Below are 15,243 nucleotides of genomic sequence, written 5' to 3'. Positions count from 1 at the left end.
TTGTAAAATAGTTTCGTACATATATTGAGGAGGCGTGAAAATGAATACAAAAAGAGTAGTGGCACTCATTATTGCTGCCGTATTATTATTTTTCTCTATCGGAATCAATACGATTATTTCGATTTTTAAGACCGATTTCTTTACTAGTTTCGATAACTTGATGGGTACAGAATCGCTCACATACGAAAATGTCGTGGAGACAGGAGATTTAACGAGTCGAATTGCACATTTAACGGTAGATGGTGTAATTCAGGATGTAGGGGAACCGAGTATTTGGGAAACGGTCGATTACAATCATCAGTTATTTATGGAGCAACTGGATGCTGTACTGGAAGACGATACAGTCAAAGGCGTTGTATTATCTGTAAACACTCCAGGTGGCGGTGTCATTGAATCAGAAGAAATTTACCAAAAGTTATTGAAAATTAAAGAAGAAAAGCAAATTCCGATTTACGTATCAATGGGATCAATGGCTGCTTCGGGCGGTTATTATATTTCAGCACCAGCAGATAAAATCTTTGCTCAACGCGAGACAATTACCGGGTCAATCGGTGTTATTATGCAATCGATTAACTACGGGAAATTAGCCGAGAATTTCGGAATCGAGTTTGAAACAATCAAATCAGGCGAACATAAAGACATGTTTGGCGGAGTAAGACCTTCTACTAAAGAGGAGCTTGCGATGCTGCAGGAAATGATCGATGAATCATATGAACATTTCGTTGATATTATAGAAGCCGGACGTAATATGTCTGAAGCGCAAGTGAAGAAAGTAGCGGATGGGCGTGTACTGGGCGGTACGCAGGCATTACGTGCAGGTCTTGTTGATGAAATTGGAAATGAGGAAGCGACGATTAATGCATTACGCACAGATTATGGATTGGAAGATGCAGCGCTGTTTGAATATACAAAGGATACATCAAGCTGGGGTTCATTATTAGGTGTGAAACTGGGTTCTATGCTGCGACCATCTGCTGAGTCTGAAGTATTGTCCAAAATTATATCGACGACAAATTCACCTCGTATGATGTATTTATATGGTGACTACTAATAGGAGGGATTACGATGACTGACATAATCGAAGTAGTGGATGAAGCATCTGTCGTAAAGCCGCCTTCTATAAAACAAAAAACAGCCGGCTTCTGGATGCGTTTCTGGGCATTTCTGTTGGATTCAATTGTTGTTAGTGCGATTATCGGTGTATCGATTAGACCGATATTTGCATTGATGAATTGGAGTGTTGCCAGCGATGTATGGTATGCACCGATGACAATTATTTCGGGATTTATTTTCTATGCTTATTTTGTGCTCATGACAAAATTTTTCAAGCAAACGTTAGGGAAAATGACGTTTGGAATCAAAGTTGAAAAAGACGATGGGGAAGCACTGGATTGGATGACGGTACTATTTCGTGAGGGGGTCGGCCGGTTTATTAACGGTACATTATTATATTTACCGTATTTAATTGTCGCCTTTTCACCAAATAATAAGAGCATTGCCGATTATTTTGCCGATACGGTCGTTGTTCATGAAAATATTTATACAAAAGATGTTTAAAAATGAAAAGAACGGGAAATAAATTACTATCGACACCTTCTAAGCAAGAGAAGAGCTGTTTTGTAAGATACGTCTTATAAAACAGCTCTTTTCTTTTTGTTTACTTTATTTAAATGAATATAAGCTCAGTTAGTTGCAATTGTTAAATCTTTTTTAGTAATATTAGGGAATATAAAGGAGGCGTTTAGTATGGCACAAGTAACATTTAAAAACAGTCCAATCACATTAATCGGTAATGAGGTAAAAGTGGGTGATCAAGCACCTGACTTTACAGTAGTTGCAAATGATTTATCAGAAGTAACTTTAAAAGATTCTGAAGGTAAAATTCGCTTATTCTCGGTTGTTCCTTCATTGGAAACAGGTGTTTGTGATAAGCAAACTCGTACATTTAATGAAGCAGCGGCAAGCTTAGGCGACAATGTTGTAATTTACACAGTGTCAATGGATTTACCATTTGCTCAAAAACGTTGGTGTGGAGCTGCGGGTATCGATAATGTTGTAACAGTATCAGACCACCGCGATGCATCATTCGGTGAAGCATATGGCGTACATATGAAAGAATTACGCCTTTTAGCACGTTCAATTTTCGTTGTTGATGAAACAGGTAAAGTTGCTTATGTGGAATATGTTCCAGAAGGTACAGACCACCCGAATTATGATGCTGCCATCGAAGCAGTAAAAGCTCTTGCAAAATAATTTCGTTTTCAGTGATTTTGTTGTAAAGTAATTACATGTATAATTAACACCCACTCAATGATCATTGAGTGGGTTGTTCATTTAGTGGATATGTCGTATTCAGGCGAGAAATCCAAATGAATGGAATGAGGGAGTCAGTTTAATGGAAAAGTTTGAACAAATTTTTAAATATATTAATGACAACGCAGAAAAAGTTGCCGCCGAGCAAGAGCAGGATTATTTGGAAGCGTTACTGCAAACATTGGAAGATACGTTGGATGGGAAATTTGAATGGCAAGTTGTAGGTGCAACGAAGGAAGATATGCGTAAAGCAATCCAAATTGCCATTTTAAAAGGAATGCGTAAAAGTGCACAGCCGAACCACCAAATGACACCGGATACATTGGGGCTCATCGTAAGCCATTTTGTAGAGCAATGCTTCGAAGAGGAATTAAAGGACCGGACGATTTCTCTTGTGGACCCGGCACTCGGTACAGGGAATTTACTTTTTACAGTCATGAATGCGCTCGAAGGGAAAGTAGTCGCTTCAGGAGTGGAAGTCGATGATTTGCTAATTCGACTGGCAGCAGCGACAGGCGACCTGATCGAACAACCTGTTACACTTTTCCGTCAAGATGCTTTGGAAAAACTGTTGGTCGATCCGGTTGATGCGGTAGTTTGTGATTTGCCTGTAGGATATTATCCGAATGAAGAAGTGGCACTTGACTACGAATTATGCGCGGCAGAGGGAATGAGCTATGCACACCATCTGTTTATCGAGCAATCTTTAAATTATACAAAAGAAGGCGGATTTGGATTTTTCCTGATTCCTGCAAATTTATTCGAATCAGAACAGGCCAAACAGCTTCATCAGTATATTAAAGGGCACGCGTGGATTCAGGCGGTCATCCAATTACCGGAAAACCTGTTCTCATCAAAAGCGCATGAGAAAAGTATTTTGATTTTACAAAAGCAAAGCGAGCAGTTAAAAGCTCCACGTGAGGTTTTATTGGCAAAAGTACCGAATATGTCAAACCGTGATGCGCTGGCGATGTTCTTTGAAAAAGTACGCATGTGGAAAGAAAGCAATGATCAGAAGCGATAAAGTTTAGAGGCGGAAGTACTGCCTCTTCCACTATATATGCAATGCATGATAAATGATAAATGCCATCGACTCAATTTGAGAAGATGGCATTTTGTATGTTCTTTATTTAAATCACTCTGGAGTACGGATAACTAATACGTCGCATGTAGCTGAACGTACGATTGCTTCTGATACAGAACCGATCAGGAAACGTTCTACAGCGTTTAAACCAGTTGCGCCACAGATGATTAAATCTGCTTCTACAACATTAGAAAGTTCTTTTGTAATGATATTTTTAGGAGAGCCATATTCAATAATCAGGTTAACGTTTTCAACGCCTTCTTCTTCAGCTTGCTTTTTATAGCCGTTTAATAATTCTTCTGCATGTTGTTGAGCTCGCTCAGCAATTGAACGGTCGTACGCTTCTATCGCTGCGAAAGAACGTGTGTCGATAACGTTTACTAGGTTGATTGTTGCACCTTCATTGCGTTTTGCAACATCGATTGATTTACGGAATGCATATTCTGCTTCTTTCGAGCCGTCTACTGCTACTACAATGCTTTTATAATGGTTTGCCATTTTACATACCTCCTAATTATCTATAACTATATTATACCAAATAATTTTTCAAAGGACATAATTCCTGCGCTGAAATATAGGTGGAAAACAATAACTTCCATGAAATAGTCACAAATTTGTATATAGGAAATAATAGTTTTTACTATTATAAAATATTTTTCTACGCAAAATAATTGTACAATCTCTACAGTCCCAAGATATTATTGCCCCTTCACTTTTCTGAATAGAATTTACATTCAAAATCCTCTACTAATTTGCTGGTAAAATTGGTAAAATGGATTTGATTTATGTTAAGCATATTTCTAAGTGATTGTTAAAGGGAGGAATTATGGTGAAAATTGGGGTACCGAAAGAAATAAAGAACAACGAAAATCGAGTTGCGATGACACCGGCAGGGGTGTTGTCTTTAATCGCAAATGGCCATGAAGTATACATTGAAACAGGTGCAGGATTAGGTTCTGCATTTACGGATCAGGACTATATTGAAGCTGGTGCCCAAATTGTACAAACAGCAGCTGAAGCATGGGCAGGAGAAATGGTTTTAAAAGTAAAAGAACCTGTGCAAAGTGAATACAAGTATTTCCGTGAAGGATTAATATTATTTACGTATTTACATTTAGCACCGGAGCCTGAACTGACTAAAGCTTTACTTGAAAACCGCGTAATCGGTATCGCCTATGAAACTGTGCAATTACCAAACGGTTCTTTACCATTATTAACACCGATGAGTGAAGTGGCAGGGAAGATGTCAACACAAATCGGCGCACATTATTTAGAAAAACTGCCGGGCGGAAAAGGTATCTTGCTTGGTGGAGTATCAGGTGTTCCACGCAGTAAAGTAACGGTAATCGGCGGCGGTATTGCGGGAACAAATGCAGCCAAAGTAGCAGTCGGTATGGGAGCGGATGTTACGATTATCGATTTGAACCCTGAAAGATTACGTCAGCTTGATGATTTATTCGGACGTGATGTTCAAACATTGATTTCAAATCCGTATAATATTGCGGATGCTGTTCGTTCTGCTGATTTAGTAATTGGTTCGGTACTTATTCCAGGAGCGAAGGCACCTAAATTAGTGACGGAAGAAATGATTCAATCAATGTCACCTGGATCTGTTGTAGTGGATATTGCGATTGACCAAGGCGGCTGTTTTGAAACATCAGAAAAAGTAACAACACATGACAATCCTACATTTGTTAAACATGGTGTTGTACACTATACTGTTGCAAATATGCCAGGTGCGGTTCCACGTACATCAACGATCGCATTAACAAACAATACGGTTCCTTATGCATTACAGATTGCCAATAAAGGCTTTTTACGTGCATGCCTGGACAATCTTGCATTAAAGCGCGGTGTTAATACATTGGACGGTAAAGTTGTATACCGTGCAGTAGCAGACGCACAAGGGCTTGAATTTGCGGAAGTAGAAGATGTATTAGGTGCACTGACAGGATTAAATTAATCAATAGTTAACAGCAAAAGAGGCAGGAACATAAGTAGAATTATTGTTAAATAAGAGGAAAGCTTTTATTAAGAAACGGATATATTGCAAAATTGATTGGAATGGAGGGCGACTCCTGCGGGAATAGCGTGACGCCTGAGACTACAGGCTCAGGCCACGCCCGCGGAAAGCGTCCCGGAATGGAAATCAATTTTAACGCTCAGCAAAAAAACGCTATTTTTCTCAGAGGAAAATAGCGTTTTTGGGTTATATCCCGGCCTTTTATTTTATTTTACCGAGATTAATTCTGTTGTAATAGTACCTTCAAAGTCGGTAATACGGATAATACCGTAATCTTTTGCCAGGTACAATTTCATGCCGTTTGGATATTTTAATACAACTACATTTTGGAATGTACCTGCTTTTGTTTTAACTGTTGCACTTGTGCTTTCAACATACACTTGTGTTGTTTCCGTAGTACCATCATATAAATAATCCGTATCGGTAATAGTTGTCTTTTCTTTCATTGGATAGCTTAATGAAAAGAAAAATAGATCTGAGTAGGCAACACCTAAGGCAAGCTGCTGCTCATCTTCAATATACGTATATCCGATATAGTCATCTTCCAATAATTCTACCGAGTTTTCAATCGATTCATTTTTTGAAGCGGTATATGTTTTAGGACCGGCATCCTCAAATGATGGTTTATACGTATAAGTGCGGTTTACTTTTGGCATAAAACCAGTATTCGAGACAGGGTTTTTTTCTTTTACTGCTTTATTCGGTGATGCACTTTTTAAAATGACTTCATTATTTACCTTGCTTGTTTGACTTGCTTCGGCTTCCGTATTCCATTCAATTTGACTTATTGGCAATAGTGTAAGCACAATTATAAGTAACGTAGTAATTGACCATCTTTTCATAATGCACCACTTCCTTTCGGTTATTTTTGAGTAATTAATGGTCTATTCCTCATTTTTGCTATTAGAAAACAAGTTAAAAATTGTAAAGTGAGTAATTTGTTGAGTTGTCTATAAAAATTAAAAAGCGAGCAACCCTAATAAAAGGGACTGCTCGCTTAGTTTATGCAAATTTAATAGTATCTATACAATCAAATAAACTAATATATTATAAAATTACAAGTTCTTTCGTGAATGATGTAAGTACTTCAACACCATCTTTTGTAACGACTACATCGTCTTCGATACGAACGCCAGCAGCATCCGTTTTATAAACACCAGGTTCGATTGTAAATACTGCTCCTTCATTTAGAACAAATTCGTTGGCACCGTTGATCGACGGGAATTCATGAACAGAAATACCAAGACCGTGACCTAAACGGTGTGTGAAGTATTGGCCGTAACCTGCATCTGTAATGACATCACGCGCAATTTTATCCAAGTCCATTGCACGGACACCTGGTTTAACTGCTTCAATCGCAGCCTCGTTTGCACGGCGGACAGCATTATAAATTTCAATTTGCTCGTCATTTGGCTGACCGAATGCAACTGTTCGCGTAATATCTGAACAATACCCTTCGTAAATAACGCCTAGGTCGAACAGGATTAAGTCACCTTTTTTTATTTTGCGGTTTCCTGGTGTCCCATGAGGAGAAGCGGCTTTTTCTCCAGCTAAAACCATCGTATCGAAGCTCATCGCATAGCCTTTTGCTTTAATGGCTGATTCGATTGTATTCAATACTTCCATTTCTGTTACGCCTTCTGCAATGGCATCACAGCCAACTTGAATTGCGTAGTCCGCTAATTCTGCAGCTTTACGTAATTTTTCAAGTTCCGCTTCATCTTTTGAAATACGAAGCGCGTTAATTTTTTCATCGATACCTGCAAATTTTAAATGCTCATAACGTTCCTGAATTGCTTCTAAACGCTCAACCGTTAAATGAGATTTCTCAATCGCCAATGTGTCGAATGAAACATTGCGAGCCGCTACATTTTTTGCAACAACATCCCAGGCATTTTCAGTATCTTCATGTCCGACAACATCGAAAGTCCATCCTGCAGCTATTGCATCAGGCATTTCCATCTTCGGGCAAATTAAAAACGGTTCTGCATCCTTGAATACCATCACGCCAAGTAAACGCTCATGTGGCTCACTTCTAAAACCGGAAAAGTAAAAGACATTGTCAGGTGTTGTAATAAAAGCAGCATCCCAACCATTTTCATTTAGATGATTTTGTAATTGTTTTAATTTCGACATTGTATAAACTCCTTTGTTATTCAATTAATGAATTCGCGGTATAAGCATATCAAAAAAAGGAGAATTATGCATAAATATCGAATGATACAGGGAAGGTTATTTTAGGAGGTATGTTATATGCAGATTTCATTTCACGGACATTCCGTAGTAAAAATCGTGACAAATGGGACTACGATTTTAATTGACCCTTTCATTAATGGAAATGGACAAACAGACTTAAAGGTTGAAAATGAAAAGCCGGATGTCATTTTATTGACGCACGGACATAATGATCATGTTGGTGATACAGTAGAATTAGCAAAAAAACATGATGCACTTGTCGTTGCACCAAATGAGCTTGCAGACTATTTAGGCTGGCAAGGTTGCAGAGTCCACAACATGCATATTGGTGGTGCACGCCAATTTGAATTCGGGAAAGTGAAATTTACACAGGCGTTCCACGGGTCTTCCTATGTAACGGAAAACAACGAAATCATCTATATGGGAATGCCGGCCGGAATTTTATTTACAGCTGAAGGTAAAACAATTTACCATGCAGGTGATACGGCATTGTTCGGAGATATGGAGTTGATCGGAAAACGCCATCCGATTGATATCGCATTTTTACCGATTGGCGACAACTTTACAATGGGACCTGAAGATGCAGCATATGCTGTTTCGTTACTGAAACCAAAAATTGTCGTGCCTGTCCACTACAACACATTCCCGCCGATTGAACAAGATCCGGCAGACTTTGCGAAACTTGTTGAAGACGCAGAAGTTCAAGTATTGAAACCAGGGGAGTTTGTGAAATTCTAATCTCATTCTGGTAACCAAACAATTATATAATTCTTGCATAACTTAAACTGCCCAACAAACTATTTTGTTGGGCAGTTTGTCTTATTTAAACCTATCGCTTTTTCATACATTTATAAGCAATTTTACGGGTATATGTATTGAAAATACTATAATTGCGCTGTTTAAATATGGTACACTAAAGACATAAATGAATGATGAGAAATAGGTGATGTAATTGTCAACGAAACACGAGAAGATTTTACAATACATTGAATCACTACCAGTTGGCGATAAAATTTCGGTTCGTCAAATTGCAAAGGAAATGCAAGTGAGTGAAGGGACAGCTTACCGAGCGATTAAAGAAGCTGAAAACCGACGTCTTGTAAGCTCAATCGAACGTGTAGGTACGATTCGAATTGAAAAGAAAAAGAAAGAAAATATTGAACGCTTAACATTTGCGGAAATTGTAAATATTATAGATGGTCAAGTTTTAGGAGGAAAGACAGGTCTCCATAAAACATTGACGAAATTTGTAATTGGTGCGATGAAGCTTGATGATATGATGCGTTATACTGATGCAGGGAGCCTGCTCATTGTCGGTAACCGTACACAGGCACATGAATACGCATTGAAAACAGGGGCTGCTGTATTGATTACAGGTGGTTTTGATACAACTGAATCCAACAAAGAGCTGGCAGATGAAGTGGATTTACCGATTATTTCGACAACATATGATACGTTTACAGTGGCAACGATGATAAACCGTGCCATCTATGACCAGCTAATTAAAAAAGATATTTTATTGATTGAAGATGTATACGTGCCAATGGAAGATACAGCAGTATTAAAAAATAATGATACGATTGCAGATTTCCATAGACAGAACCGTCGTACGACACATGGAGCCTTTCCTGTAGTTACAGGCCAAAACAGGCTAGTCGGGATGATTACGAGCAAGGACGTAATCGGGAAAGAAGAATCGGAACCGATTGATAAAGTAATGACAAAGAACCCGATTGCTGCTTCGATGAAAACGAGTGTCGCTTCAGCAGGTCACCGAATGATTTGGGAAGGAATCGACTTGCTCCCTGTCATTGATGAGGAAGGGTTATTAAAAGGGGTTATTAGTCGTCAGGATGTTTTGAAGGCGATCCAGTTAGCGCAGCGCCAGCCCCAGCACGGAGAGACGATCGATGATTTAGTGAAAAATGAAATGCGCGTCATGGGTGAAGAAGATATTGAAGTGGAATTTACGGTTACACCACAAATGACAAACCAGTTTGGTGCAATTTCATACGGTGCTTTTACAATCCTGTTATCCGAAGTCGGTGCATTTGCATTGAAGCGTCGTAAGCGCGGGGAAGCAGTTGTTGAGAATATGAATATTTATTTTATCAAACCTGTTCAGATGGAAAGTGTTTTAACCGTCCGTCCAAGAATTTTGGACATGTCCCGTAAGTTCGTGAAAATGGATTTTGAAGTATACAGTGCGACAAATCTTGTAGGAAAAGCGATGATGACATTCCAACTATTAGAACGCTAAAAAAGGGTCATGCTGAAAGTAATCACTTTCAACTGACCCCGTTCTTTTACCTGTTTAGTTCGTATTCCTCTTTTATGTATCGCCCTTCATGCTGCATGCGTTTATAGTTATTCACACCTAAACCTGCACCAATGATAAGGAAAATAGCTGCAACGGCAAACCCGAGAATATCCGGATACAGAATCGTTGCATTCAGACCAAAGAAGATGAGAAATGCTGCAAGCGCAACTCCAGCTTTCGCAGTATACCATTTACGACGGATTGGTAATGTCGAACGGAACTGCTTTGTTTTGAAATAAAAATAAAATACTAGTGATGCTATAATACAGGCAACAAACAGAAAATTTAAATAGACCATATTGAACCTCCTAATAGCCAAACTACTAAATATTGTAACGATTTTTAATAGAAATTGATATAGGTATTCAATATGCACGAGGAGGAAATGTATTGAAACGTCAAATTATTGACAAAATTAAACAATATGAAACAATTGTACTGCATCGCCATGTACGGCCAGACCCAGATGCGTACGGCTCACAAATTGGGCTGGCAGAGTTGATTCGGGCAAATTATCCGGAAAAGGCGGTTTACACGGTTGGTGAGCATGATGATTCATTATCATTCATGGCATCTCCTCAGCAAGTTGAAGATGCACAGTTTAAAAATGCACTGGTCATTGTGACTGATACTGCGAATACCGAGCGTATTGACGATCAGCGCTATGTAAACGGCGATTTTCTTATTAAAATCGACCACCATCCGAATGATGATGCTTATGGTGATTTATTATGGGTGGATACGGATGCTAGTTCATGCAGTGAAATGATCTATGACCTTTATGAAGAAGGCAAAGCGTATGCAGACTGGAAGATGTCCGATGAAGCGGCACGCCTGTTATTCGCGGGAATTGTCGGTGATACTGGGCGATTCTTATACCCTAGTGCGGGTCCGAAAACATTTGAAACAGCAGGACACCTTGTACAATATAATTTCGACCGAAATGAAGTATTTGATGGTATGTACGAAATGGAACGCAAGCTATTAAATCTTCAAGGTTATATATACCAGCATTTTGAAATGGATGAACACGGCGCGGCATCGATTAAATTGCCTGCAGATATTTTAAAGCAATTCGATGCTACTCCTTCCGAAACATCCCTATTAGTTAGTTCATTGGGCAATGTAAAGAATATCCGTGCATGGGTGATGTTCATCGAGGATAATGATACAATTCGCGTTCGCATCCGCTCGAAAGGTCCGGTTATCAACGGCCTGGCGAAAAAATATAATGGCGGCGGGCATCCGCTGGCATCTGGTGCTACAGCATATTCATGGGAAGAGGCAGATCAAGTAATTGAAGATTTAAAGGTCATTTGCAGTGAATATAAATAATATGATGGAGGGATGACGGGTGACTGTATATCCACAAGTACGGACAAGTGCAGATTTATTGAAAAGTACAATTCGTATCGAAGAGCTCATCCCTTTTTTACATCAGCAAAAGGCAAAAAGCTGTGCAATTGTTAATACGAAATTGTACGGTCTTTTGCCTTTTTGGTTTGAAATGAAAAGGGCCGGTATTCATCCGGTAGTAGGGTTGACGATTCAGCTCGAATTGACGGAAGATCAATCGTTGCCGCTTGTTTTATATGCAAAAACAAACGAAGGTTATCGTAATTTGTTGAAAATTTCCAGCAGTATATCCATTCGACCAGAGCAGACGATTCCATTAAGATGGCTGCTTGCATATGGAAAAGGAATTGCTTTTATGTTCCCTGTTCTCGAACAGCAGGCAATATGGCTTCAGCAGGATGCAGAATCATTATTGAAAGAAATTATGAAGGCCTATCCGCATGAAGTATATATCGGGATTTCACGTTTATCCGACACAGCAGATGTGGAAAGTGCAGCAGTGCAGCTCGCAGAAAAAAATGCTCTGCCGATTGTGGCAACTCATGAAAGTCTATTTTTCAATGAAGAGGACTTTTTTGCCTATGAAGTGGCACAAGCCATCCACACCGGTGTAAAACTGAGTGATGCTGTAAAAAGCAATAAACAGGGAAATCATTTACTGACAGCAGAACAGTGGCAGCAAAAGTATCATGATCAAAAGCAATGGCTCATACAAATGGAAATGCTATTACTAAGCTGTCAAATCGAAATCAACACAAACAATGTGTATATGCCGAAATTTCCGGTTGGAGAAGGGGAAACGGCAGAGAGCTTGCTGCAGCAGCAAGTGGTGAACGGTTTACAGCGACGATTAAATATGCCTACATTGCCCACTCACTATGTTGAACGGGTGAACTATGAACTTCATGTTATTCAATCGATGGGCTATTCGGATTATTTTCTCATAGTTGCCGATTTCATGCGTTTTGCACGGGAATCACAAATATTAACAGGTCCTGGCCGTGGTTCTTCCGCATCTTCACTTGTCGCATTTGCACTCGAGATTACACAGGTGGACCCATTGCAATATGATTTACTGTTTGAACGTTTTTTAAATCCGGAACGTATTACTTTGCCGGATATTGATATCGACTTTTTAGATACGAGACGGCATGAAGTTATTCAGTATGTTGCAAAAAAATACGGCAAACAATATGTCGCACAAATTATTACGTTCGGTACACTATCTGCAAAAGCGGTTGCCCGTGATGTTGCCCGTATGTTTAACTTCGAAAGCGAAGCACTGGAAATGATATCTAAGCTGATACCGAATAAGCACGGCATTACACTGAAGGAAGCCTATGCAATGTCGGAAAACTTAAGGGCATGGGTTACAGCAGAGCCAATACGCCAAAAATGGTTTCAAACATCCCTTCGATTGGAAGGACTCCCTAGGAATGCGTCTACACATGCAGCAGGGGTCGTATTGAGTCCTGTTCCATTAGTGGATGTCGTACCAATTGAAGAAGGACATGACGGGATATTTTTAACACAGTGGCCGATGCAGGAAGTGGAGCAAAACGGGCTGTTGAAAATTGACTTTTTGGGACTCCGTAATTTGACGATACTAGAACAAATAAGAAAGTCGATACAGTTTACCCATAATACGCAAATCAATTTTAATCAAATTCCATTTAATGATGAAAAAACATTCGAACTATTACAAAATGGTGATACAAATGGTATTTTCCAGCTTGAATCGGATGGAATGAAAAATGCACTCCGCGAAATTAAACCGACCCATTTTTTAGATATTGTGGCGGTCAATGCATTATATCGTCCAGGTCCGATGGAATTTATCCCGATGTATGCAAGAAGAAAGCATAAAAAAGAGCAGGTCATTATGCCACATCCGCATTTAACGCCGATTTTGGAAGAGACTTACGGTGTTATTATTTATCAGGAACAAATTATGCGCATTGCGAATGTGATGGCGGGCTTTTCTTTTGGACAGGCTGATTTGCTCCGTCGTGCTGTGAGTAAAAAGAAGCGGGATGTACTAGAACAGCAGCGGGCAACCTTTGTAAAAGGTGCTCTGTCAAAAGGCTATACCCAGCAGGCAGCAGAAGAAGTGTATGCATTAATCGTACGGTTTGCCGATTATGGCTTCCCGAAAAGCCATGCCGTTGCCTATAGTGTCATCTCCTACCAGATGGCATACTTGAAAGCCAATTATCCGGTCAATTTTTATGCTGCGCTCCTGACAAATGCGACAGGTAATCCGGAAAAGCTTGCCCAAACTATAATGGAGGCAAAAGCAAGGGGAATCGAAATATTACCGCCGTCGGTTAATCGAAGTATGCGTCACTTTAAAGTGGAAAGCGGGAAAATTCGATTTAGTCTGTCTGCGATTAAAGGAGTACCACAGCCATTTATGCAAAAACTGTTAATTGCGCGGGAAGAAAGACAAAAGCCGTTTGATTCAATATTTGATTTGGCGGTGACGTTGACGACAGCGAATTTCAACAGGAAAATTATCGAACCGCTCATTAAAGCTGGAGCGCTTGATGAGTTCGGCAAAGATCGTGCAACATTACTCGCTACAATCGAGGGTGCACAAAAACAGGCCGATTTCGTACGACCGGGCGGGGATGACTTGTTTGAAGGGGCATTGCTCGCATTTGGCAAACCGAAGTATAGTGAAACGTCCCCAATGCCTGAAAAAATAAAACTTCAGTTTGAAAAGGATGTACTCGGTTTTTATTTATCAGATCATCCGATTGTTAAAATTCGAAGCCATTTTCCGGAAGTTACGGCAACAGTTCAGACTTTGGCGCAGCTTAAAGACAATGCATTCGTAAAGATGATCGGTCAAGTTCGGGAAATGCGCCAGCTTCGCACAAAACGCGGTGAACTGATGGCATTTGTACAAATGGAAGATGAGTTTGGCGCGGTTTCTTTAACAGTATTTCCGAAAGAATATGAGCAGGTTGTCGGGAAAATCAGGGAAGAGGGACTGCTTTATATCGAAGGCTTTTACGAGCATCGATTCAATAAGCAACAAATAAAAGTGAAGCAGATTATTATAAAATAAATAGTATTAAAGAGCGCCTTCTAATAGCTTTAGAGGCGCTCTTTTTATATAGGTTCATCTAAATTTATCGAAAAAACGTAAATCTAGTTATATATTCGCAAATTTTATTATATATAAAATATAAGTTTTATATTTTCTCTTTACAATGTGAAAAACATTTTGTATTCTTACTTTAGTAACTGGTCTGACCACTTTTATTGATAAATGAAAAGCGTTCGTCACGGTGAGGTGAAAAATGTGGAAGAGAAGCCCGCAAAAAAGATGTTTATTCAAATTGTGAAGCAATTACATGATTTAATTGCAGAACAAAATATTCAAGAAGGGCAGAAGCTTCCTTCAGAGAGAATGTTAAGCGAGCAACTGCAAGTCGGCAGGTCTTCGGTTCGGGAGGCCCTGCGCAGTCTGGAGCTTCTTGGTTTAATCGAAACAAGGCATGGCGGTGGTACATACTTGGCGAGTATGCAGCACCATCAGTTTGTGGAAATTGTCGGGTCGTTTATTTTACAGGACGAAAAGTCAATCGCGGATGTACATGCGACAAGACAAATGCATGAAAAAGAAGCGATTCGAATTATTTGTCAGTCGGATAATTTAAGGGCATTACCGATTTGGCAGAGCTTTTTTGCAAAGGTAGAGCTTGAACAGGAGCTAAAACGAGAAGACATTCTTCGCGAATGTATGATCGTTTCAGGTAACCGTCTTGCATTAAAAATTTGGCTCCAGCTTGTTTCATTCAGCAATAATTTATTGGCACATGAAATTACAGAAGAAGAGAAAATGGAATTGAAAACAATGCTTGCTTCATTGCAAATGGGTTATTTACATGAAGCAATTGAATCATATGAAAATTGGATGGTCATTATTAAAGGATGATTATG

The 15,243-nt window shown here is 39.5% G+C and carries 14 protein-coding genes; 10 read left to right on the top strand and 4 right to left on the bottom strand.

Features of this window, described 5'->3' with window-relative positions; all coding sequences use genetic code 11:
* Positions 1-40 precede the first annotated feature (40 nt).
* From sppA to MKY71_RS12860, 4 genes are all read left to right on the top strand, one after another.
* Positions 41-1,051: a signal peptide peptidase SppA gene (gene sppA, locus MKY71_RS12875; RefSeq protein ID WP_339195405.1), complete on the top strand. Its 1,011-nt coding sequence runs from the start codon at positions 41-43 to the stop codon at positions 1,049-1,051.
* 14 nt (positions 1,052-1,065) lie between these two features.
* Positions 1,066-1,557 carry an RDD family protein gene (locus MKY71_RS12870; RefSeq protein ID WP_339172598.1) on the top strand — a complete coding sequence of 164 codons (492 nt, stop codon included), beginning with the start codon at positions 1,066-1,068 and terminating at the stop codon, positions 1,555-1,557.
* 189 nt (positions 1,558-1,746) lie between these two features.
* The gene (tpx, locus tag MKY71_RS12865; RefSeq protein ID WP_339172596.1) at positions 1,747-2,253 is read left to right on the top strand and encodes a thiol peroxidase; all 507 of its coding nucleotides are present in this window, start codon (positions 1,747-1,749) and stop codon (positions 2,251-2,253) included.
* A 142-nt stretch (positions 2,254-2,395) separates the two neighbouring features.
* On the top strand, positions 2,396-3,337 hold the full coding sequence (locus tag MKY71_RS12860; RefSeq protein WP_339172594.1) for a class I SAM-dependent methyltransferase: 942 nt from the start codon (positions 2,396-2,398) through the stop codon (positions 3,335-3,337).
* 111 nt (positions 3,338-3,448) lie between these two features.
* Here the strand turns inward: MKY71_RS12860 and MKY71_RS12855 are convergent, their stop codons facing one another.
* Positions 3,449-3,895: a universal stress protein gene (locus MKY71_RS12855; RefSeq protein ID WP_339172592.1), complete on the bottom strand. Its 447-nt coding sequence runs from the start codon at positions 3,893-3,895 to the stop codon at positions 3,449-3,451.
* A gap of 331 nt (positions 3,896-4,226) precedes the next feature.
* Here MKY71_RS12855 and ald point away from each other — a divergent pair, with 331 nt between their 5' ends.
* Complete coding sequence (gene ald / locus MKY71_RS12850) at positions 4,227-5,360, top strand: alanine dehydrogenase (protein ID WP_339172589.1); 1,134 nt, start codon at positions 4,227-4,229, stop codon at positions 5,358-5,360.
* Between the two features lie 266 nt (positions 5,361-5,626).
* On the opposite strand, the gene MKY71_RS12845 is transcribed toward ald, so the two are convergent.
* Both MKY71_RS12845 and MKY71_RS12840 read right to left on the bottom strand, forming a co-directional pair.
* On the bottom strand, positions 5,627-6,262 hold the full coding sequence (locus MKY71_RS12845; RefSeq protein WP_339172585.1) for a 5,10-methylene tetrahydromethanopterin reductase: 636 nt from the start codon (positions 6,260-6,262) through the stop codon (positions 5,627-5,629).
* A 205-nt stretch (positions 6,263-6,467) separates the two neighbouring features.
* Positions 6,468-7,556, bottom strand: a complete 1,089-nt coding sequence (locus MKY71_RS12840) for a M24 family metallopeptidase (protein WP_340732862.1) — start codon at positions 7,554-7,556, stop codon at positions 6,468-6,470.
* Positions 7,557-7,673: 117 nt separating this feature from the next.
* On the opposite strand from MKY71_RS12840, the gene MKY71_RS12835 reads away from it, so the two are divergent.
* Entirely contained in the window at positions 7,674-8,354 is a 681-nt protein-coding gene (locus MKY71_RS12835; RefSeq protein WP_339195395.1) for a metal-dependent hydrolase, read from the top strand.
* Between the two features lie 214 nt (positions 8,355-8,568).
* Positions 8,569-9,876 (top strand): DRTGG domain-containing protein, encoded by a 1,308-nt coding sequence (locus MKY71_RS12830; RefSeq protein ID WP_339172577.1) that lies wholly within the window; start codon positions 8,569-8,571, stop codon positions 9,874-9,876.
* 46 nt (positions 9,877-9,922) lie between these two features.
* Here MKY71_RS12830 and MKY71_RS12825 read toward each other — a convergent pair whose 3' ends face one another.
* Positions 9,923-10,234: a YtpI family protein gene (locus MKY71_RS12825; RefSeq protein ID WP_339172574.1), complete on the bottom strand. Its 312-nt coding sequence runs from the start codon at positions 10,232-10,234 to the stop codon at positions 9,923-9,925.
* A 92-nt stretch (positions 10,235-10,326) separates the two neighbouring features.
* Between MKY71_RS12825 and MKY71_RS12820 the strand changes: the two genes are divergently transcribed.
* The 3 genes from MKY71_RS12820 to MKY71_RS12810 all read left to right on the top strand — a co-directional run bounded on the left by MKY71_RS12820 (position 10,327) and on the right by MKY71_RS12810 (position 15,238).
* Positions 10,327-11,271, top strand: a complete 945-nt coding sequence (locus tag MKY71_RS12820; RefSeq protein WP_339172571.1) for a DHH family phosphoesterase — start codon at positions 10,327-10,329, stop codon at positions 11,269-11,271.
* Positions 11,272-11,290: 19 nt separating this feature from the next.
* Complete coding sequence (gene dnaE / locus MKY71_RS12815) at positions 11,291-14,365, top strand: DNA polymerase III subunit alpha (RefSeq protein ID WP_340732860.1); 3,075 nt, start codon at positions 11,291-11,293, stop codon at positions 14,363-14,365.
* A gap of 237 nt (positions 14,366-14,602) precedes the next feature.
* Positions 14,603-15,238: a FadR/GntR family transcriptional regulator gene (locus MKY71_RS12810; protein WP_340732859.1), complete on the top strand. Its 636-nt coding sequence runs from the start codon at positions 14,603-14,605 to the stop codon at positions 15,236-15,238.
* Positions 15,239-15,243 lie beyond the last annotated feature (5 nt).

Origin of the sequence: Solibacillus sp. FSL W7-1324, from assembly GCF_038008025.1 — a bacterium.
Lineage (GTDB): Bacteria > Bacillota > Bacilli > Bacillales_A > Planococcaceae > Solibacillus.
This window is presented reverse-complemented; position numbering and strand designations above follow the sequence as displayed.

Excerpts from the sequence above, each read along its gene's own strand:
- tpx (WP_339172596.1), top strand. The coding sequence starts at position 1,747 with ATGGCACAAGTAACATTTAAAAACAGTCCAATCACATTAATCGGTAAT.
- sppA (WP_339195405.1), top strand. The coding sequence starts at position 41 with ATGAATACAAAAAGAGTAGTGGCACTCATTATTGCTGCCGTATTATTA.
- MKY71_RS12825 (WP_339172574.1), bottom strand. The coding sequence starts at position 10,234 with ATGGTCTATTTAAATTTTCTGTTTGTTGCCTGTATTATAGCATCACTA.
- MKY71_RS12835 (WP_339195395.1), top strand. The coding sequence starts at position 7,674 with ATGCAGATTTCATTTCACGGACATTCCGTAGTAAAAATCGTGACAAAT.
- MKY71_RS12860 (WP_339172594.1), top strand. The coding sequence starts at position 2,396 with ATGGAAAAGTTTGAACAAATTTTTAAATATATTAATGACAACGCAGAA.
- MKY71_RS12840 (WP_340732862.1), bottom strand. The coding sequence starts at position 7,556 with ATGTCGAAATTAAAACAATTACAAAATCATCTAAATGAAAATGGTTGG.
- MKY71_RS12870 (WP_339172598.1), top strand. The coding sequence starts at position 1,066 with ATGACTGACATAATCGAAGTAGTGGATGAAGCATCTGTCGTAAAGCCG.
- MKY71_RS12855 (WP_339172592.1), bottom strand. The coding sequence starts at position 3,895 with ATGGCAAACCATTATAAAAGCATTGTAGTAGCAGTAGACGGCTCGAAA.
- MKY71_RS12845 (WP_339172585.1), bottom strand. The coding sequence starts at position 6,262 with ATGAAAAGATGGTCAATTACTACGTTACTTATAATTGTGCTTACACTA.